A 19,565-nucleotide genomic window follows, 5' to 3' on the forward strand; every position below is an offset into this window, starting at 1 on the left:
ATTACTCGGCAGCGTCGTCCTCGGACGAGGCTTCCAGTTCCTTCAGCAGGCGGTAGATCTCGCGGAACGCATGCAGCGGCTTGTTCGCATCGCGTTCGCTGCGCGCCTGCCGGACGATGGAGCGCACGTGCTGGCGATCTAGGTGCGGATGCGTGTCGAACAGCTCGCCCAGGGCCTCGTCGCCCCCGGTAAGCAGTTTTTCGCGGGCGGCTTCCAGCCGATGCATGTGGGCCGCTTCCTGGCGCTGCCGGTCACGGTCCTCGCCCAGGGCGGCGCGTGCGTCGACGAACGCCTCGTCGCCGTGGCGGCGCATCTGCTTCGCCAGGTAGGCCAGCTGGCGCTTGCGCGCGATGTGCGCCGTGATCTTCCGCGTGCGGCCGATCTCGTCGACGATGTCTTCGGGCAGCTTCAGCTTGGGAATGCGGCTGGGCGGCAGATCCATCAGCTGGCCGGCCAGCTTCAGCATGTCGAGCGCGTTGCGGCGGCGCTCGCTGCGGCTGGGCCCGAAATCTTCCTCGTCTTCCGCGTCCGGCTTCGGACGATCGTCATGGGGCCTCATGCCGGTGTCTCCTGGCTGGCGAGCGGGTCGGTGGCGTCGCGCTCGAAGGCGAAGCGGGGTTGGTCGCGGCCTTCATGCTGCACCGTTTCGGCGAACATGGCGGCCGGGCGCACCCACAGGCCGTGCTCGCCATAGAGGGCCTGATAGACGACGAGTTCTTCCATCGTCTCGCTGTGCCGGGCGGTGCCCAGTACGCGGTAGGGCATGCCCTTGAAGTGGCGGTAATAGCCGACACGGATGCTCATAACGGTTCCATGGCACCATGCACGGTGCGCTGCGTTGCTTTTGATCGGGTGACGCGACCCCCATTAACGATGGGTTGGCCGCGCGCGGCCCGTCATTCTAACCCAGCCCTTCGGGAAGCCCCACGTGAGCCTCGTTTCGACACGCGACAGCAGCCAGCAGGACCTCGACCGCCTCGCCACCCTGGCCGAGGACACCATCCGACGCGCCCGCGCCGCCGGTGCCAGCCAGGCGGAGGTGTCCGCCAGCATCGACGTGGGCCTCAACGTCAACGTTCGCCTGGGCGAGGTGGAGACCGTCGAGCACACGCGTGACCGCGGTTTTTCGCTCACCGTCTACTTCGGGCAGCGCAAGGGCTCGGCCAGCACGGCCGACCTCCAGCCCGAGTCGATCCAGGCGACGATCGACCAGGCGTGCGCCATCGCACGGTTTACCGAGGAAGACCCGGCCGCCGGCCTGGCCGAGGCGGGACGCATGGCCACGGTGTTTCCGGATCTCGATCTGTGGCACCCCTGGGACCTGGACGTCGATGCCGCCATTGCCCTGGGCCAGGCCGTCGAGGATGGCGGGCGCAGCGTGCCCGGCATCACCAATTCCGACGGTTCCAGCGTCAATACCGGGCAGAGCCTGTCCGTCTACGCCAACTCGCATGGCTTCCTCGGGCGCGAACGCGGTACCCGCCATTCGTTGTCGGTCGCGTTGATCGCGGGCGAGGACGACGGCATGCAGCGCGACTACTGGTACGACAGTGCCCGGCGCGCGCAGGACTTCACCGATCCGGCCGAGATCGGTCGCAAGGCGGCGGAGCGCACGCTCTCCCGGTTGAACGCGCGGCGCCTGGGCACCCGGCAGGCGCCGGTACTGTTCGCCCCGGAAGTGGCGCGCGGCCTGCTGGGCCATCTGTTGGGCGCCATCAGCGGCGGCTCGCTGTATCGCCGGTCCAGCTTCCTGCTCGACCATGCGGGCAAGCAGATCCTGCCGTCCTGGTTCCGCATCGATGAGAAACCGCTCATTCCCCGCGGGCTGGCGTCGTCGGTATTCGATGCCGAGGGCGTGGCCACCGTCGACTCGTCGCTGGTCGTGGACGGTGTGCTCCAGCGTTACATCCTGGGAAGTTACTCGGCGCGCAAGCTCGGCCTGCAATCCACCGGCAATGCCGGCGGTGTGCACAACCTCGTGGTCGCCACCGGTAGCGACGACTTCGCCGGCATGCTGCGCAAGCTCGGTACCGGGCTGCTGGTCACCGAGGTGATGGGGCAGGGCGTGTCGATCATCACGGGCGATTACTCGCGCGGGGCCTCCGGCTTCTGGGTCGAGAACGGCGAGATCGCCTACCCCGTCGAGGAGATCACCATCGCCGCCAACCTGCGCGACATGTATGCCAACCTGGTGGCCGTGGGCGCGGACGTCGATCGCCGCTCCCACGTGCTGACCGGCTCGTGGCTGGTCGAAACCATGACCATCGCGGGCGAATAAGGTTGCCCCGCCGGCAGGGTCGTTCGCGCGACCCTGCCGTAAGTCTGCTTGACAGGGTCACGGCGCTCTCCGACAGTGCAGGCGACACCTCACGGAGCAGTGCCATGAGTACGCCTTCCGATCAGATTCCGCCGTCAACCCCGCCGCCGCCATCCCCGCCTCCCTACGAGCCGCCGCCGTACGACCGGGAACCGGCCGCGACGTCGAGCAGCAACGATGACAAGAACCTGGCGATGCTCACGCATCTGTCGGGCCTCCTCCTCAGCATCATCGTCCCGCTGGTGGTGTGGCTCCTCAACAAGGATCGTGCAGACAAGGCCTACCTCGTGGCCGAGTCGAAGGAAGCCCTGAACTTCCAGATCACCGTGCTTATCGGCTACGTGATCTGCTGGATACTGACGATCATCCTCATCGGTGCGTTCCTGCACGTGGTGCTTTGGATTCTCAACATCGTCTTCTGCATCGTGGCCGCGGTGAAGGTCAGCCAGACCGGTACCTACCGCTATCCCTTCGCACTGCGCCTGGTCAGCTGACCGCCGACCCTCCGTGCGCTCCTACCCCTTGGGGGGGGTAGGAGCGCACGCACGTGCGCGAACCCTCACCGTCGCTACGGCGAAAGAGGCCATACATCACGTACGTGTTGGCGGTCCCGACCGCCAAACGAAGGCATCGTTGTTGCTGCATTCGGCTTCATTCGATTTAGCAAACGATGAGGGTTCGCCCACATCGTGGGCTCCTACCCTTCGCCATAGGAAACGACGAGGGTTAGCCCACCTCGTGGGCTCCTGCACGTTGGTTCGGAGGTGTTCGCGCTTCAGGGGCGCCGATCGGCCCGATCAATGCCCGCGGTATGCGGAATAGCGGGCCAGTTCGGCCAGCCACTCGCTGCCGGGACCGAGGGGCGCGATGGCCTCGAGGGCATCGTCCACCAGTGCGACCAGCCGGGTGCGCGAGGCATCCAGGCCGATGATCGACGGGAAGGTGGGTTTGTCCGCGGCGGCATCCTTGCCGGCCGTCTTGCCGATGATTGCCGACTCGCCTTCGATATCCAGGATGTCGTCGCGTACCTGGAAGGCGAGGCCCACGGCGTGGCCGTAACGGTCCAGCCGGTCCAGCACGGTGTCGTCCCGGCAGCCGGCGGCCAACGCGCCCAGGCGCACGGACGCGCGGATCAGTGCGCCGGTCTTGTAGGCGTGCATGCGCTCCAGTTCCTCGAGCGACAGCGTCGTGCCAACGGCCGAGAGATCGAAGGCCTGGCCGCCCGCCATGCCCTCGGCGCCACAGGCGGCGCCCAGGGTGCGGAGCATGGCGATGCGTGCGGATGCATCGTCGTCGGCTGTATAGGGCGTGGACAGGATCTCGAAGGCCAGTGCCTGCAGGGCGTCGCCCGCCAGGATCGCCATGGCCTCGCCAAACGCGATATGGCACGTGGGTCGGCCGCGGCGCAGGTCGTCGTCATCCATCGCAGGCAGGTCGTCGTGCACCAGCGAATACGCGTGGATGATTTCCACCGCGCACGCGGGCGCGTCGAGAATGCCATCGTCACAGCCCAGCGCATGGCCGGCGGCGTAGACCAGCAGCGGACGCAGGCGTTTACCGCCGCCGAGCACGGCATAGCGCATGGCGCGATGCAGCTCGACGGGAGCGAGGTCGGCGGCCGGCAACGCACGCGCGAGCGCGTCGTCGGCACGGCCGGCCAGCACCTTCAGCGGCGCGGGCAGGTCAGTCGATGCGGGAATCAAAGGGTTCGGACGTTTCGGGAGTGGCGGGGTCGAGCAGCAGGCGCACGCGCAGTTCGGCCTGTTCCAGCGCCGTCTGGCAATGCCGGTAGAGGCCGATGCCGCGTTCGAAGGACTTCAGCGACTCGTCCAGGCTGAGCTCGCCACCTTCCATCCGGGTGACCAGTTGCTCGAGCTCGTCCAGGGAATGCTCGAACTCGGCGATCGAGGAGGTGGTAACGGCGGGGGCGGACGACTTCGGCATGGCCGCAAAACTAGCTCACATGGCCTTCTGGATCAATCTCGGCCGATGTCGCCCACGGCATAAAGTAGGGCAATGACGCGACTTGGCGTCAGTGTTCCAAGCGTATCCGCCAGTAGGGGCTGGCAGCCCTCGGGGCGCGTGGTTGAATGCCTGTGCGGGGGCACCCGCACCATCCCTCCTCCCACCGATGAAAGGATTCATCATGACGTCACTGCTGTCTTTCCCCCGCCTGGCTGTCGCCGGCCTGCTCCTGGTCGGTGCCGGCACGGCATCCGCGGCCGACTGGGGCGATACGTCCGGCCTTCCCGCCTGCCCGGAAACCTTCACGCAGACGGCGACGCCGCAGGCCTGCCTGTTGCCCGTGCGCAACGCGGATTTCGAGCTGGGCGTGATGGGCGACTGGCTTGGCTCCGACTGGGCCAGCTCGACCCACGGGCTCAACCTCGTGGGCCCGGACCGCGACGGTGAGGGCTATGCGGCGCTACTACGCCAGGCCGAGACCGGCATCAGCCAGGTCGTGGCGCTCCCCCGCAATCCCGGTGGTGCCGGTGGCCGCGAAGCCACGTACATCACCCGTTTCCGTGTGAGCTCCGACGGCAATGCGCCGGTCACGCTGCTTTACCGCGCTCGTTTCATCGACGCCGACGGCCAGACGATCGGTAACGTGACGCACGGCGAAGTGACAACCGACGGTAGCGATTACGTACACGTCATGCGGCATCCGGCACGCGACCTTCCCGAGCATGCTCGCCTGGCGATCGAGGTGATCCGCGGTGACGATGCGTCGCAGGGGCTGGCCGCCTACGTGGACGACGTGTCGGTTAGCGTGCGCGACCGCAAGTAACCACGCGTCGGCTCAGGCGCCGGTGTCCTCGTCCCACACCGGGGTAGCGCCTGCGTCGTCGAAAAGCCGTCGGCCCCGCTCGCTGATCCAGCGGGTGCCGACGGCTACCAGCTCGCGGTCGGCCCATAGCAACGGCATGCGTGGCCGCCGCCAGGGTGGTACGGCTCCCTGCTGGAACAGGTCGCGAAGCTCGCGGGTGTGTCGATCGCCCTGTGGCCGCAGGGTTTCGCCGCCAGCGCGATAGCGCACCTGCAGCGGCTGGGCCAGTCGTGTCCCGTCCAGCGTGAGGCGGCCACCCCCGGGAAGGTTGAGCGGCTCGCCCTGCCAGGCGGCCGACCACTCCGGGTCGAACGCCGGCAACCGGCGCATGGCCCACAAGCGGCCTCGCCAGACCCGCACCTCGGTATGGCGCCAGCCCACCAGGGGCAGTCGTTCGGCGCCCCCTTCGCGGATCTGTCGTTCCAGTTGCTCGCGTTGCGCCGTGGTCGGCGCGGAAAGTCCGCGGGCGTGCAGCCAGTGCTCGAGCGACGGCGCCCGCCACGCGAGGGGAAGCGCGAGCCAACCGCGGGCGTCCAGCGTGCCCTCGCCCCGATGCAGGCCGGCCAGGGCGTCCATCCACGCATCGCGCAGGGTGTCGGCGGCGGCCAGGCAAAGCCGCGCGCTGTGGGCGATGCTGGTGGCGGCCTGCGGCCAGCGCGCGAGCAGCGCCGGCACCACCGTGGCGCGGAGATAACCGCGGGCAATCAGCGGGTCGTCGTTGGAAGGGTCGTGTAGCGTGGCCAGCGCATGCGCGGACACGTGCTCGAGCAGGATCGCCCGGGGCAGGTCGAGCAGGGGCCGCCAGAGCATGCCGGCGCCCAGCGGACGCAGGCTGCGCATGCCGGCCAGGCCTTCGGGCCCCGCGCCGCGCAGCAGTTTCAGCAGTACGGTCTCGACCTGGTCGTCCCGATGGTGGGCAAGCACGATGCGCTCGCCGGGACGCAGCGCCGCAGCGAACGCCGTGTGGCGTGCCCGCCGCGCGGCGGCTTCGATGCCCTCGCCCTGGCTGAGGTCCACCGTGACGCGGGCCACCTCGACGGGCACACCGAGCGCGTCACCGGTGCGTCGGCAATGCGACGCCCAGGCACCGCTGTCGGCGTGCAAGCCATGGTCGACGTGGAGTGCGCGCAGCGCCGGGCGTGGCATGTGGCTGGCCAGGGCGTGCAACAGGGCGGTGGAGTCGGGGCCGCCACTGTAGGCGACCACCAGCGATACGCCGGGCGCGGTGTCGAGGGCCTGGGCCAGGTGGTCGGTCAGGGAGTGGCTCATGGCGCACCCCCCGGCCGCACCGCATGGCGATCACCCTTCGGTGAAGGCACCATAACCGCGCAGGCGCTTGTAACGGTTCTCGAGCAGGGTGTCGATCGGCAGGCTTTGCAGCGCGTCGAGCTCGTTGAGCAGCACGGCCTTCAGGCGCACCGCCATGGCCTGCGGGTTGCGGTGGGCACCGCCGAGCGGCTCGCGCACCACCTTGTCGATCAGCCCGTTCTCGAGCAGGCGCGGTGCGGTCAGGCCCATGACCTCGGCGGCATCCTTGGCCTTGTCGGCGCTTTTCCACAGGATGGAGGCGCAGCCTTCGGGCGTGATCACCGAGTAGGTGGAGTACTGCAGCATGAGCGTGCGGTCGCCGACGCCGATGGCCAGCGCGCCACCGGAACCGCCTTCGCCGGTGACGGTGCAGACGATCGGCACACGCAACTCGGCCATCTCGAGCAGGTTGCGGGCGATGGCTTCCGACTGGCCGCGCTCTTCCGCGTTGATGCCCGGCCAGGCGCCGGCCGTGTCGATGAAGGTGAGCACGGGGATATCGAATCGCTCGGCCATCTTGAACAGGCGCAACGCCTTGCGGTAACCCTCGGGGCGCGGCATGCCGAAGTTGCGCTTGACCTTGGACTTGGTATCGCGCCCCTTCTGGTGGCCGACGATCATGACCGAGCGGCCGTTGATGCGGGCGAGGCCACCCACGATGGCCTGGTCGTCCGCGAACATGCGGTCGCCCTTGAGCTCGTGGAACTCCTCGCACATGGCCTGGATGTAATCGAGGGTGTACGGGCGCGCCGGGTGGCGCGACACCTGGCTGACCTGCCATGGCGTGAGGTTGCGGAAGATCTCGGCGGTCTTGATCTTCAGCTTCTCGCGCAGGCGGCCCACTTCCTCGTCGATGTTGAACGCCTGGCCGCTGCTGGCGTGCCGAAGTTCTTCGATCTTCGCTTCCAGCTCGGCAATGGGTTGTTCGAAATCAAGGAAGTTGGGATTCATGAATACGGAGCATCCGGACAGGACCGCTGATTATACCCAGTGCCGGGCCGGGGCGTGTGCGCACGGGTATGGATGGGCTGGCGCTTCGGATCTGGCCTAAATGTCTGTAGGCGCAAGGGGCTACTCGCCCAGTCCTGGCCTTTCTCCCTGTCGGCTCTGCTTCAATCGCCCTGCGGACGGCGTAGTCCGCGGCATGCCTCTCGTTCCGGTATTCGTCGAAGACGTGCAGGCAGTCCCTTACTTGGAAAGGATTCTCCCATGCATACATGCTTCCCCCTGCGTCGGCTAGCCGTGGCCGCCGCTTTCCTCTCCCTGGCCGCGGCCGGACACGACGCGTTCGACGTGCCGGCGTGCGACGCACCGCTGCCCCCCAATGCCTATGTGCCCGCCTGCCTGGTACCGGTACCCAACGGTGACTTCCGGGGCCTCGATGCGCCGCGGGGGGCCGAGACGGGCAAGCACTGGCACCCGTGGGAACCCACCTTCACGTGGGTGGGCCTGCCGCGCGAGCTGCACGACGCGGTCGAGCATCTCAAGCCCTGGCATTTCGTCGGTGACGGCCGTCCCGCTTATCGCGACGAGATCCACGGCAAGCCTGGCATGGTGCTGACGCCGAAGCAGGGCGCGATCTACCAGTGGCTTCCGGTCAAGGCATTCGACGGCACTCAGGGGCATGAGGTGGCCTATTCGGTGCGGGTCACGTATGCGCCCCATGCCACCCGATCTGGTGGGCGGATCGTCGGCCCGACCGAGGGGCCGGTGGCCATGGCGTTGACCCTGGTCGCTGCCGATACCGCCGCGGAACGCGTGCCGCAGGTTTTCCATGACCGGCAGGTGGCCTCGGAATACCAGCCGGCTACCTACACCGCCACGCTGACCGTGCCGGCGAACACGTCGTTCGACCAGTTGGGTGTATCGATCGAGGCGGAAGGCGACGTGCCGCTGGTGGTGGAGAAGGTGGAGTTGCTCGAGAAGACGAGCTTCATGTTCGACGACTGAGCAGGCACGGCGAGGTCGCGCCCCACGGAAACCATGCGCGGCCGTCCGTCAGTCCGACGGTCGTACGATGCGCAGCTCCGTGCCCAGCACGCCCGGCAGCGCGCGCAGCGTGCGTACCAGGTCGGGCAGGGCGCGAACCCGCCACGCTTCGCCCAGTTCGAAGCTGGCCTGGCCGTCCGCGTTGCGGTAGCCGGCCAGCATCAATGGAGTGCGCCCGCCGCGATAGCCCATCAGCGCCTGGCGCAGGTGCTGGTGGAACTCCGGACCCACTCCGTTGAGCTTGATCGTAAGCAGGCGGCCGAAGTGTTCCATGGCGTCGGACAGCGCATAGGCCTTGCGCGCACGCAGCTGGTAACCGCCGGCGAAGTCGTCGATGCGCAGGCCGCCCTCGACCACGATCATGCTGCCACGGGTCAGCAGCGAGGCTGCATCGGTGAACACCTCGCGGAAGAAGCTGGTCTCCAGCATGCCGGTGGCGTCTTCGATCTGCACGAAGGCGTCGCTCTCGCCGCGCTTGCGCATGCCGACCACCATGCCGGCGACCACCCAGGGCGTATCCGGCCCGCGGCGGAAGCGATTGGCGTTCTCGTCGTCGTCGTTGCGTCGCGGTTTGGGTGGCTGGTAGCGCTGGGGAATTTCGCCGATGGGGCAGCTGCCCAGTTGGGCCAGCTCCGCCTTCCACGGGTCGGTGGGGTGGCCCGAGAGGTAATGGCCGAGGGTGTCGTGCTCGCCCTGCAGCAGCTGTTCCAGCGGCCACTCCGGCACCGAGCCGGACAGCTCGATGATGCTGGGCGCCTCGGCCGCGCCGAAGGCGTTGCCGAAGATGTCGACCTGGCCGGAGGCGCGGTTCTTCGCTTCCTGGTCGGCGGCGCGCATGGCCTCGGGAATGTGCTTGACCAGGGTGGCGCGGTTCTCGCCCAGGGCATCCAGCGCGCCGGACTGCACCAGGGCTTCCATCGTGCGCTTGTTGAGCTTGTTGGAGCCAACCCGCTGGCAGAAATCGACCAGGCCGCGGAACGGCCCCTTCGCCCGGCGCTCGGCGACGATCTCCTCGCAGATGCCCTGGCCCACGCCTTTGATGGCGCCCAGGCCGTAACGGACCACGCGGGGTTCGACGGCTTCGAACATCCAGTCGGAGGCGTTGACGTCGGGCGGCAGCACCTGGATGCCGATGGCGCGCGTCTCGTCGAGGAAGGTCACCGCCTTCTCGGTGTTGTCCATGTCCGAGGAGATGGTCGCGGCCATGAACTCGGCCGGGTAGTGCGCCTTCAGCCAGGCGGTCTGGTAGGAGACCAGCGCATAGGCGGCGGCATGCGACTTGTTGAAGCCGTAGCCCGCGAATTTTTCCATGAGGTCGAAGATCGCGTCGGCCTTGTGGCCCTCGATCCCGTCCTTGGCCGCACCGTCGCGGAACGTCGCGCGGTGCTTGACCATCTCCTCGGCTTTTTTCTTGCCCATGGCGCGACGCAGCAGGTCGGCACCGCCGAGCGTGTAACCGCCGACGATCTGCGCCATCTGCATCACCTGCTCCTGGTAGACCATGATGCCGTAGGTCTCTTTCAGGATCGGCTCGACACGCGGATCGGGGTAATCCACCGATTCGCGACCGTGCTTGCGCGCGCAGAAGCTGGGGATGAGATCCATCGGGCCGGGGCGGTACAGCGCCACCAGCGCGATGATGTCCTCGAAACGGTCGGCCTGCGCGTCCTTGAGCATGCCCTGCATGCCACGCGACTCGAGCTGGAACACCGCGACCGTTTGCGCCTTCTTCAGCAGGTCGTAGACCTTCGGATCGTCCAGCGGCAGCGACTCGATCACCAGCGGCTCGGTGCCTTCCTTCGCCCGGCGCTTGTTGATGGCCTTCACGGCCCAATCGATGATGGTGAGCGTGCGCAGGCCGAGGAAGTCGAACTTGACCAGGCCCACCGCTTCCACGTCGTCCTTGTCGTACTGCGTGACGACGCCTTCGCCGCTGGCTTCGCAATACAGCGGGGCGAAATCGGTCAGCGGCGTGGGTGCGATCACCACGCCACCGGCATGCTTGCCGGCGTTACGGGTGAGGCCTTCGAGGCTGAGTGCCAGGTCGATCAGCTGGCGCGGTTCTTCTTCCTGCTCGTAGACATCGCAGAACTCCCTGACGATGCGGTCGGGCTCTTTCTTCGATTTTTCCGTGCGGCCGAGCGCATCGCCCAGGGTGAGGTCGAGCGGGCGGTTGGGGATCAGCTTGGCCAGGCGATCCACCTGGCTGTAACCCATGCCCAGCACGCGGCCGGAATCGCGCAGCACGGCCTTGGCCGCCATCGAGCCGTAGGTGATGATCTGGCTGACGTGGTCGCGGCCGTACTTGCGCGAGACGTAGTCGATCACCTCGTCGCGGCGATCCATGCAGAAGTCGATGTCGAAGTCGGGCATCGACACGCGTTCGGGGTTGAGGAAACGCTCGAACAGCAGCTCGAACTGGAGCGGGTCCAGGTCGGTGATCTTCAGCACCCAGGCCACCAGCGAGCCCGCACCGGAACCGCGACCGGGGCCTACGGGAATGCCGTTGTCCTTTGCCCAGCCGATGAAGTCGGCCACGATCAGGAAGTAGCCGGGGAAGCCCATGCCGATGATGACGTCGACTTCGCGGTCCAGTCGCGCCTGGTAGTCCTCGCGAGTATTGCCGGCCGTCAGCGGGTGCTGCTCGAGTCGCTCGTCCAGCCCTTTCTGCGCCTGCGCGCGGATGAAGGTGTCGAGCGTATGGCCCTCGGGCACGGGAAAGTCGGGCAGGTAGTACGTGCCGAATTCCAGGACCAGGTTGCAGCGCTTGACCAGCTCGATGGTGTTCTCGAGCGCTTCGGGGATGTCGGCGAACAAGGCCTCCATGTCGTCGGGCGACTTGAAGTATTGCTCTTCGCTGTAGTCCTTGGGCCGTTTCGGATCGGCCAGCACACGGCCCTGGTTGATGCAGGTGCGCGCTTCGTGCGAATCGAAACCCTCGCGCTCCAGGAAGCGCACATCGTTGCTGGCGAGCACCGGCAGTTCGTGGTCGCCGGCCAGCTTCATGGCGGCGCGCACCCAGTTCTCTTCGTTCTCGCGACCCGTGCGGGTCAGCTCGAGGTAGAGGCGGTCGGGAAACAGACGTTGCAGGAACGCCAGGCGCAGTGTGGCGGCGGGCAGGCCGGCGGTCAGCGCCACGCGCGCGACATCGCTCTCGCGGCCGGCGATGGCGATCAGGCCACGGACGCTTTCCGGGTGCATCCACGCCGCATCGACCAGGGCGCGGCCCGTGCCCTGGCCTTCGCGCCAGGCGCGGGAGACCAGCCGGGACAGGTTGAGGTAGCCGTCGCGATCCTGGCAGATGAGGGTGAGCCGCCAGGGCCGCGGATCGTCGGGGCTGGCTATCCACACGTCGCAGCCGGCGATCGGCTTGACGCCGGCGGCCATGCACTGCTTGTAGAACTTCACCAGCCCGAACATGTTGTTCTCGTCCGTCAGCGCGACGGCGGGCATGCCCGTGCGTACGCAGGCCGCGACCAGCTGCTTGATGCGGATGGTCGAGTCGACCAGCGAATATTCGCTGTGCAGGTGCAGATGGGCGAAACGGACGGACATGGGCGGCGCCGGGTGATGCAGAGGGAAGGCTAACCGGGACAGGGGGTTGGGACAAGAATTGACTTTCCCCCGCGGCCCCGGAAACGGCGCCACGGGGCGGCTGGCGGCTTTACGCCGGGCCGACCCTCCCGGCGTGCCGGCCTCAGCGCATGTGGGCTTCCGGATGCTCGATGAACCAGAGGCCCGCGAACAGCTTGGCGTCGATGGAGAAGCCCTCCTTCGCGCGGTCGAACAGCCACTTGCCGGCCTCGGCGCGCGGCACTTCGTGCACGATGATGTTTTCCGTCTCGTCGCCGCCGCCCTTGCCGACGCGTTCCAGGTCCCAGGCGCGGGCGAAGGCGATCATCTCGGTGCTCATGCCTGCCGACGACGGGCCGTCGTGGACGAACTCGATGCGGCCGCAGGCATAGCCGGTTTCTTCTTCGAGTTCACGGCGGGCGGCCAACAGCACGTCCTCGTCCTCGGCGCCGGCCAGGTCGCCAACCAGGCCGGCCGGCATCTCGATGGTGTTCTTCAGGATCGACACGCGGTACTGCTCGACGAACACGACCTTGTCGTCCGGCGTGACCGCGAGAATGATCACGGCGCCGCCCGGGTTGTTCCGTTCGGCGTATTCCCAGCGTCCGCGCCGCTTCAGGGTCAGCCACTTCGCCTTGTGCAGGACCTCTTCCGGCTCGCTGGCGTCGGCGGGAACGGGCGAGGCGTGGGGCAGCGGGCTGGTCGGCATGGCGGGCTCCTTGGATGGGCAGGTGACTATCCGGCCAAGGGTATATCGGACCACGTGACGTTAGCGATGGAGCGGGATCAGGCGATGGGGCTAGATCAGCGCACGCAGGCGCGAACGCGTCAGCGGCCCGAAGCGCAGGCGCTCGCAGAGTTCGTCGAGGGTATCGGCCTCGCCCCGGCGCCGGCTCAGCGCATCGGCCGTCTCCGCCACGGCGATATCCAGGGCGATGCGGGTCAGCCGGCGGCACAGCAGGGCCTGGTCGGCGTGCTCGCGCAGGCGCACGGCGCAGGCGGCCGCGCCGCGGAAGCGCAGGTAGGGCACCTCGTCGACGCGATCGAGGATGGCGTCGAGGCTGCCGAAATGGGCGAGCAGGGCGGCGGCGGTTTTCGCGCCGATGCCGGGTACGCCGGGGATGTTGTCCACGGCGTCGCCGCACAGCGCGAGGTAATCGGCCACCTGGTGCGGATGCACGCCGAGCTTGTCGAACACGCCGGTGGGACCCCAGCGCAGGTTCTTGGCGAAGTCCCATTGCTCGTCGTGCTCGCCCAGCAGTTGGCCGAAGTCCTTGTCGGCCGACACGATGACGCCACGGAAGCCGTGCGAACGCAGGCCCCACAGCGCACTGCCGATCAGGTCGTCGGCCTCGTACTGGTGGTCGTTCAGCACGGTGAGGCCCAACGCGGCGGAGACCTCGCGGCACAGCCCGAACTGGCGCACCAGCTGCGGTGGCGGCAGGTCGCGGTTGGCCTTGTACGCGGGGTAGATCGCGTTGCGGAACGAGGTGGTCAGCGACGCGTCGAAGGCCACGGCGATGTGTTCCGCGCGGCTGCGTTCGAGAAGTTCGCAGAGGAAACGGGTGAAGCCGTGCACCGCGTTGACCGATTCGCCCTCGTGGTCGTGGAACTCGTCCGGCATGGAATGCCACGCACGGAAGACGTACAGGCTGCCGTCGACCAGGTGGACGAGCGAATCGGAACTCACGGCGACCACACGCTCACGATGTCGTCGTACGACGGGCGATCGCGCTCGGGTGCGTCCATCGTGGGCGTGCCGACGTGGATGAAGCCGACGATGTGCTCGTTCTTCTTCATGCCCAGCAGCTTGGCCACGGCGCGGTCGTACGCCGCCCAGCCGGACAGCCATTGCGCACCGAAGCCCAGGGCCTGGGCACCGAGAAGGATGTTGTAGGCGACGCAGCCGGCGGTGAGGTCCTGCTCCAGTTCGGGCACCTTGCTCTCGGTGTCGATACGGGCGGAAACCACGAGCACCAGCGGCGCGTACTCATAGCGGCGGCGTTCCTTTTCCTGCTTCGCGTCGGAAAGGTCGGGGTTGGCGTCCAGGGCCAGCTTCGCCAGCTTGCGGCCGAAGGCGAGCTTGTCCTCGCCGCGCAGCACGCGGATGCGGAAGGGCTCGAGCTTGCCGTGATCCGGCACGCGGATGGCGGCCTCGAGGAGGCGGCGCAGCGTGGCGTCGTCGGGGGCGGGTTCGCCGAGCTGGCGCGAGGGCACCGAGCGGCGGTCGTTGAGGCTAGCCAGGGTAGGGTCGGTCATGGCGCCAGTTTAACGGAGCGTGGTCTCGCCTGCCGCGACAGGCTGCGTCGCCGCCGTCTCAGTTACCCGGCGGCGGAGGCGGGCGATGGCCGTCCGGGCCATCGGGACCGCCCGGGCCACCGTGGGGCGGGGGCGGCGGCACGATGTCGTTCGGGCCGATCCGGTCCACCGCGTCGCGGCGCTGCTCGGGTGTGAGATTGCGCCACTTGTCGATCAGCGCGCGGCGCTGGTCGGGACCCAGGTTGTTGAAGCGCTCGAAGGCGTCATGCAGGCGTGCGCGCTGCTCCGGCGACAGGTCCTGGAATTTCTGCTGGTTCTTGCGCGCCTCGGCACGCTCTTCCGGGGTCATGTGCTGCCAGCGCTCGATACGATCGCGGATCTCGGCGCGACGATCGGCCGGCAGACCGCGCCAGCGTTGGGCTTTCTCCAGCATCCGCGACTGGCGCTGCGGCGGGAAGGTATCCCAGTCGCGGGCCAGCGGGGCAAGGATGTCCTTTTCGTCCGCGGACAGCGCGCTCCACGGGCGCGGCGGGGGCAGCGGCGCCGTATCGCCCGGCGGGGGCGTGTCCTGCGCGGTGGCCGCAAAAGGTGCGGCGCCGGCGAAGCATAGGGCGAGCAGGAGCGGAAGGCGGCGCATGGCGGTCACTTGCGGGACGAAGACGAGGGGGCGTCGTTATAAGCGAGCCAGCTGTAGAACTGCATGTCCTTGTACAGCGCGGGGTCGGCGATGTCGGCATCCGGCGGCAGGTCGTTGGGTGCCGCGTCGCGCGACGACATGGCGGCTGTGCTGTCGGCCGGCGCGACGCGTGGCTGCGGCTGCCAGATCATCAGCGAGGCCAGCGCCACCACGGCGAAGGCGCCGGCGGGCAGTAGCAGGCGACGCGCCACCGAGGGATGCGGATCGGCCAGCGCCGTCCGGCGCGCCGCGCGCAGCCGGCCCGCCGTGGACGGGTCCACGTCGCGGCTGGCGCGCAGGTAGAGTTCCCGTGCGCGACGTTCGAGGGATCGATCGTGCTGGCTCATCGCCAAGCCTCCAGTTGGTCGCGCAGCGCATGCATCGCGCGCGAAAGGTGGGTTTTCACGCTGCCGTCCGAGCAGCCCATCGCCGCCGCCGTCTCGGCCACGTCCAGGCCTTCCAGGATGCGCAGCGTGAACGCTTCACGCTGGCGGCGCGGCAGCCCGCGCACCGCGGTCACGATGTCGCCGTAGGCCTGCGTGTCCTGCAGCCGGGCCGAGGGATCCGGGGCGTCGTCCGCCGGTTCCCACTGGGGCAGTTCGTCGCCATCGTCGTCCCGGCCGCCACCGATCCAGCCGACGACGATCGAGCGCACCTTTCGGCGTCGCTGCAGGTCGACGATCCGGCGGCGCAGGATGCCCCAGAACAGGGGTGTCCACTCGCCGGCGGGCTTGGCCGAATAATGGCGGACCAGGCGCAGCATCGCGTCCTGCACCGCGTCCATGGCATCGTCGCGGTTGCCCAGATGAATCTCCGCCATGCGCCAGGCGCGACGCTCGATGCCGGCGAGGAACGCATCCATGCTGGCCGGCACCTCGCGCACATCCGCCAGCGAGGCGCCGTCGAGGGCGAGCGAAGCGTTCACGGGCTTCTCCGCGTCGTCTTTGTTCGCATCCTCGTGCTCCATACCGCCAGGTTCACTCCGGTAAACGCGGTCATCGACCGCCGGTTGACGGTCGTCCACCGCGGGATAGTCGCCGTCGGTGGATTTACCGCCTATGAAAGCCGGCGGCGCCGTTCGATCCGGCGTTGCAGCGGCCAGGCGGTCAGCGCGGCCAGCAGTGCGCCGGCCAGGTAGAGCGCCAGTTGTCCCGGCCCCTGGGCAAGGCGGCCCAGGGCCAGCAACATGCCCGGACCCGCATCCGCGATGGCCTGGCCGAAGCCGATGCCCATCATGCCGGAGATGGTCGCGGCGGCGACCAGGCAGGCCGTGTACGCCGCCGCCAGCAGGGTGGCGCCCGCAGCGAGCAGGGCGCCGGCCGGGCCACGAACATGCAGCCAGCGTCGTACCACCACGCCCAGCACCCAGCCAACGGGCAGGGCCAGGGCCGGCAGTGCCCGGCCGAACATCATGGAGGGCAGCATCCACACCGCGCCGGCGGCCAGGCCGAACATGGCCGCGCAGAGCACGCCGAAGAGGAATCCGGCGATACCCGGGCGCTCAGCCTGCATGGATGGGGGTCGTGTCGCGCATGGCATCCGGGTAGGGCAAAAGGAAGCCATCATAGCGGGGCAGGCCGGCGCCCGCTCTTGAGCCCTGCCTCCGGCGCCCCGACCTATCCCGGTGGATGCCTACCTTCGCCTCGCGCGGCGGCGCATAATCGACGACTTTGCGGCCGCGGCGCGGCCTTTACAGGACAGCAATGAGCGGTTTCAGCCTCAGCAGCGAACCCTTCACCCTCGAGCGCGACTGCCAGGCGGTCATGGTGCCGCAGGGCGAGACGGTGACGCTTCCGGCCGGGCAGATCGGCTACATCACCCAGGCCCTGGGCGGCAGCTTCACCGTCTATGTCGAAGGCAATCTCTTCCGCATCGCGGGCGGCGACGCCGATGCGCTGGGCAAGGAGCCGCCGCGTCCGATCGAGCTGGAAGACGGCGCGACCGACGAGGACGTGGAGAAACTGGTGTGGCAGCAGTTGCGCACCTGCTTCGACCCGGAAATTCCCATCAACGTGGTCGAACTCGGGCTGGTCTACGACGTCAGCCTGGCGTCCGGCGACGAGGGCGCCCGGCGTGCGTACGTGAAGATGACGCTGACCGCTCCCGGTTGCGGCATGGGCGACATCCTGGTCGACGACGTACGGACCAAGCTGGAACTGATTCCTACCATCGTCGAGGCCGACGTGGACCTGGTGTTCGACCCGCCGTGGAACCATTCGATGATGTCGGATGCGGCCAAGCTCGAAACCGGCATGCTCTGACCTTCTCCTCCCCGCTCGCTTCCGCCATCGCCCTAGGGAAATCCCTAGGTAGTCGATCGCTAAATCTTGCGCTAGGTTGGCAAGGACTTCCGGTTGGGGGACCGGAAGTCGCGAGATAAAACGGGCAGCGCGCTGCGGCGCGTATTCATATCGTTCGGAATGTGGTCCTCACGGCTGCAATGGCCTCGTGCGGCCCATTCCTGGAGGAGGAACGTAATGGCAAGTCATGTTCGCTTGAAACTCCTGGTGGCGTCCCTCGGGATCGCCGCCACCTCGGTCGCCTCGGCCGCCACGGAACAGGCGCTGCGCGCCCAGAGCCTGGGTGCGGTGCCGGCCAACCAGCTGGCCGCCCGGCTTGGGTTGTCCGCCGACAACGGGTTCGTCGCCAAGGCGGCACTGCCGACGGCGAAGGGCACGCAGACCGTCCGCATGCAGCAGACCTTCAAGGGTGTGCCGGTTTACGGCCGCAGCATCGCGGTGGAGCAGGACGGGCAGGGCAATGCCCTGGTCGCCAACGGCGAGGTCACGTCCGACCTTCAGGTCGACATCGCGTCGGTCGCGCCCCGCATCGACGGCACGCGTGCCGTCGCACTGCTCAGCAAGCAGGCCCCGTCGCTGGCCGGCGTGGCCAGTGTCCAGCCGGAAAACGCCAAGGCCGACCTGTACATCTACCCGGGCGACGGCGCGCCTGCCCGGCTGGTCTACCTCACCTCGTTCTTCTCCGGCGGCGAGCATCCCACCCGTCCCACCGCGCTGATCGACGCCAACACCGGCGAGATCATCCAGCAGTGGGAAGGCCTGACCTATGCCGAGATCGACGCCACGGGCCCGGGCGGCAACCAGAAGACCGGGCAGTACACCTGGGGTGCCGGTGGCAAGCCGGCCCTGCGCGTGACCCAGTCGGGAACGACCTGTACGGCGCAGAACGCCTACGTGAAGTCGTACAACATGAAGAAGGCGACCTCCGGCAGCGGCACGCTGTGGAGCTTCACCTGCAGCGCGGGTTCCAGCGGTGACGCGGTGAACGGTGCCTATGGCCCAATCAACGACGCCCACCATTTCGGTGGCGTGGTGCACGACATGTACACCTCGTACACCGGCGCGGCGCCGCTGAACCAGGTGCTGATCATGAAGGTGCACTACGGCAACGCGTACGAGAACGCGTTCTGGGACGGCAGCTCGATGACCTTCGGCGACGGCGCCAGCACGTTCTATCCGCTGGTGGCCCTGGACGTGACCTCGCACGAGATCAGCCACGGCTATACCGAGCAGCACTCCAACCTCGCGTACAGCGGCCAGTCGGGCGGCATGAACGAGGCGTACTCGGACATCGCCGGTGAAGCCGCGGAGTTCTACGACCGCGGCTCGAACGACTTCCTGGTCGGCGCGGACATCGTCAAGACCAGCGCCGGCATCGGCAACGCGCTGCGTTACATGTGCACGCCGTCGCAGGATGGTGGGTCCATCGACAACGCGTCCGGCTACTACAACGGCCTCGACGTGCATTACTCCTCGGGCGTGTACAACAAGGCGTTCTGCCTGCTGGCCAAGACGAGCGGCTGGGGCACGGTCAAGGCGTTCAAGGTGTTCGCCCGTGCCAACGCCCTGTACTGGACGGCCAGCTCCACGTTCAACAGCGGCGCCTGCGGTGTCGCCAGCGCGGCGACGGACCTGGGCTATACCGCGGCTGATGTCGCCACGGCCTTCAACGGCGTGGGCGTGACCTGCTCGACGGGCGGCGGTGGCAACACCGGCGGTACCGCCCTGCAGAACGGCGTGGCCAAGACCGGCCTGGCCGGTAGCGCGGGCACGGAACTGAGCTACACGGTGGTGGTGGCCGCGGGTGCGTCCAACCTCAGCATCGTGACGAGCGGCGGCTCCGGCGATGCGGACCTGTACGTGAAGTTCGGTTCCGCGCCGACCACGTCCAGCTACAACTGCCGTCCGTACGTGTCGGGCAACAACGAGACCTGCACCTTCGCCGCGCCCCAGGCGGGCACATACTACGTAAAGGTTCGCGGTTACTCGACGTTCTCCGGCATTTCGCTGAAGGCGACGTGGACGCCGTAAGTACGGTGATCAGTGTGGAAACGAAGCCCGGGCGGAGACGTCCGGGCTTTTTCGTGCGGGGCTGGAAACTGTTTGGAAGCGGAAGCCGAAGCAGCAGAAGACTTCGTCGCTCGTAGGGCGCGGCGGTGAGGCGCTGGGTGGTCACACTCTGCGCTCGGGCAGCGGCCACAAGTGGCCGAACTCGCTCAGAGCGTGACCACCCAGCACCTCTGCGACGACAGAGGCGGAGTGGATGGAGAGCAAAGCGTTGGCGACCTCGTACGATACGGGCCCCATCGGGAGATG

Annotated in this window: 20 protein-coding genes; 6 read left to right on the forward strand and 14 right to left on the reverse strand. The window is 67.9% G+C overall.

What is annotated here, in order from left to right; translation table 11 throughout:
• Position 1: 1 nt before the first annotated feature.
• Both yjgA and QRN34_RS10730 read right to left on the reverse strand, forming a co-directional pair.
• On the reverse strand, positions 2-559 hold the full coding sequence (gene yjgA / locus QRN34_RS10725; RefSeq protein ID WP_285404382.1) for a ribosome biogenesis factor YjgA: 558 nt from the start codon (positions 557-559) through the stop codon (positions 2-4).
• Positions 556-804, reverse strand: coding sequence for a DUF1653 domain-containing protein (locus QRN34_RS10730; RefSeq protein WP_285404384.1), 249 nt, complete (start codon positions 802-804; stop codon positions 556-558). The genes yjgA and QRN34_RS10730 overlap by 4 nt, the downstream gene beginning before the upstream one ends.
• 124 nt (positions 805-928) lie before the next feature.
• On the opposite strand from QRN34_RS10730, the gene pmbA reads away from it, so the two are divergent.
• Positions 929-2,278: a metalloprotease PmbA gene (pmbA, locus tag QRN34_RS10735; RefSeq protein ID WP_285404386.1), complete on the forward strand. Its 1,350-nt coding sequence runs from the start codon at positions 929-931 to the stop codon at positions 2,276-2,278.
• Positions 2,279-2,382: 104 nt separating this feature from the next.
• A complete protein-coding gene (locus QRN34_RS10740; protein ID WP_285404388.1) occupies positions 2,383-2,811 on the forward strand; it encodes a DUF4870 domain-containing protein in 429 nt (142 codons plus the stop codon).
• Between the two features lie 303 nt (positions 2,812-3,114).
• Here QRN34_RS10740 and ispA read toward each other — a convergent pair whose 3' ends face one another.
• Both ispA and QRN34_RS10750 read right to left on the reverse strand, forming a co-directional pair.
• Positions 3,115-3,999: a (2E,6E)-farnesyl diphosphate synthase gene (gene ispA / locus QRN34_RS10745; protein ID WP_285404588.1), complete on the reverse strand. Its 885-nt coding sequence runs from the start codon at positions 3,997-3,999 to the stop codon at positions 3,115-3,117.
• A gap of 1 nt (position 4,000) precedes the next feature.
• Positions 4,001-4,261 (reverse strand): exodeoxyribonuclease VII small subunit, encoded by a 261-nt coding sequence (locus tag QRN34_RS10750; RefSeq protein ID WP_285404390.1) that lies wholly within the window; start codon positions 4,259-4,261, stop codon positions 4,001-4,003.
• A 202-nt stretch (positions 4,262-4,463) separates the two neighbouring features.
• Here QRN34_RS10750 and QRN34_RS10755 point away from each other — a divergent pair, with 202 nt between their 5' ends.
• Complete coding sequence (locus QRN34_RS10755) at positions 4,464-5,105, forward strand: hypothetical protein (RefSeq protein WP_285404391.1); 642 nt, start codon at positions 4,464-4,466, stop codon at positions 5,103-5,105.
• Between the two features lie 12 nt (positions 5,106-5,117).
• Here QRN34_RS10755 and tilS read toward each other — a convergent pair whose 3' ends face one another.
• Together tilS and QRN34_RS10765 are read right to left on the reverse strand one after the other, a co-directional pair.
• A complete protein-coding gene (tilS, locus tag QRN34_RS10760) occupies positions 5,118-6,413 on the reverse strand; it encodes a tRNA lysidine(34) synthetase TilS (protein ID WP_285404392.1) in 1,296 nt (431 codons plus the stop codon).
• 30 nt (positions 6,414-6,443) lie between these two features.
• Entirely contained in the window at positions 6,444-7,403 is a 960-nt protein-coding gene (locus QRN34_RS10765) for an acetyl-CoA carboxylase carboxyltransferase subunit alpha (protein WP_285404394.1), read from the reverse strand.
• A gap of 258 nt (positions 7,404-7,661) precedes the next feature.
• Here QRN34_RS10765 and QRN34_RS10770 point away from each other — a divergent pair, with 258 nt between their 5' ends.
• Positions 7,662-8,402 carry a hypothetical protein gene (locus QRN34_RS10770; protein ID WP_285404396.1) on the forward strand — a complete coding sequence of 247 codons (741 nt, stop codon included), beginning with the start codon at positions 7,662-7,664 and terminating at the stop codon, positions 8,400-8,402.
• A gap of 48 nt (positions 8,403-8,450) precedes the next feature.
• Here the strand turns inward: QRN34_RS10770 and dnaE are convergent, their stop codons facing one another.
• The 8 genes from dnaE to QRN34_RS10810 all read right to left on the reverse strand — a co-directional run bounded on the left by dnaE (position 8,451) and on the right by QRN34_RS10810 (position 16,461).
• Positions 8,451-11,996, reverse strand: coding sequence for a DNA polymerase III subunit alpha (dnaE, locus tag QRN34_RS10775; protein WP_285404399.1), 3,546 nt, complete (start codon positions 11,994-11,996; stop codon positions 8,451-8,453).
• Positions 11,997-12,138: 142 nt separating this feature from the next.
• The gene (locus QRN34_RS10780; protein WP_285404402.1) at positions 12,139-12,723 is read right to left on the reverse strand and encodes an NUDIX hydrolase; all 585 of its coding nucleotides are present in this window, start codon (positions 12,721-12,723) and stop codon (positions 12,139-12,141) included.
• Between the two features lie 90 nt (positions 12,724-12,813).
• Positions 12,814-13,704: a 5'-3' exonuclease H3TH domain-containing protein gene (locus tag QRN34_RS10785; protein ID WP_285404404.1), complete on the reverse strand. Its 891-nt coding sequence runs from the start codon at positions 13,702-13,704 to the stop codon at positions 12,814-12,816.
• Positions 13,701-14,273, reverse strand: a complete 573-nt coding sequence (locus QRN34_RS10790) for a nitroreductase (protein WP_285404406.1) — start codon at positions 14,271-14,273, stop codon at positions 13,701-13,703. The genes QRN34_RS10785 and QRN34_RS10790 overlap by 4 nt, the downstream gene beginning before the upstream one ends.
• A 58-nt stretch (positions 14,274-14,331) precedes the next feature.
• Positions 14,332-14,910 carry a DUF3106 domain-containing protein gene (locus QRN34_RS10795; RefSeq protein WP_285404407.1) on the reverse strand — a complete coding sequence of 193 codons (579 nt, stop codon included), beginning with the start codon at positions 14,908-14,910 and terminating at the stop codon, positions 14,332-14,334.
• A gap of 5 nt (positions 14,911-14,915) precedes the next feature.
• A complete protein-coding gene (locus QRN34_RS10800; RefSeq protein ID WP_285404409.1) occupies positions 14,916-15,296 on the reverse strand; it encodes a hypothetical protein in 381 nt (126 codons plus the stop codon).
• Complete coding sequence (locus QRN34_RS10805; protein WP_285404410.1) at positions 15,293-15,874, reverse strand: RNA polymerase sigma factor; 582 nt, start codon at positions 15,872-15,874, stop codon at positions 15,293-15,295. The genes QRN34_RS10800 and QRN34_RS10805 overlap by 4 nt, the downstream gene beginning before the upstream one ends.
• A gap of 131 nt (positions 15,875-16,005) precedes the next feature.
• The gene (locus tag QRN34_RS10810) at positions 16,006-16,461 is read right to left on the reverse strand and encodes a hypothetical protein (protein ID WP_285404412.1); all 456 of its coding nucleotides are present in this window, start codon (positions 16,459-16,461) and stop codon (positions 16,006-16,008) included.
• A 191-nt stretch (positions 16,462-16,652) separates the two neighbouring features.
• On the opposite strand from QRN34_RS10810, the gene sufT reads away from it, so the two are divergent.
• On the forward strand, positions 16,653-17,210 hold the full coding sequence (gene sufT, locus QRN34_RS10815) for a putative Fe-S cluster assembly protein SufT (RefSeq protein WP_285404414.1): 558 nt from the start codon (positions 16,653-16,655) through the stop codon (positions 17,208-17,210).
• A gap of 216 nt (positions 17,211-17,426) precedes the next feature.
• Complete coding sequence (locus QRN34_RS10820; protein WP_285404416.1) at positions 17,427-19,280, forward strand: M4 family metallopeptidase; 1,854 nt, start codon at positions 17,427-17,429, stop codon at positions 19,278-19,280.
• The last annotated feature ends 285 nt before the right edge of the window (positions 19,281-19,565 follow it).

Origin of the sequence: Luteibacter sp. ME-Dv--P-043b, from assembly GCF_030209605.1 — a bacterium.
Taxonomy (GTDB): domain Bacteria; phylum Pseudomonadota; class Gammaproteobacteria; order Xanthomonadales; family Rhodanobacteraceae; genus Luteibacter.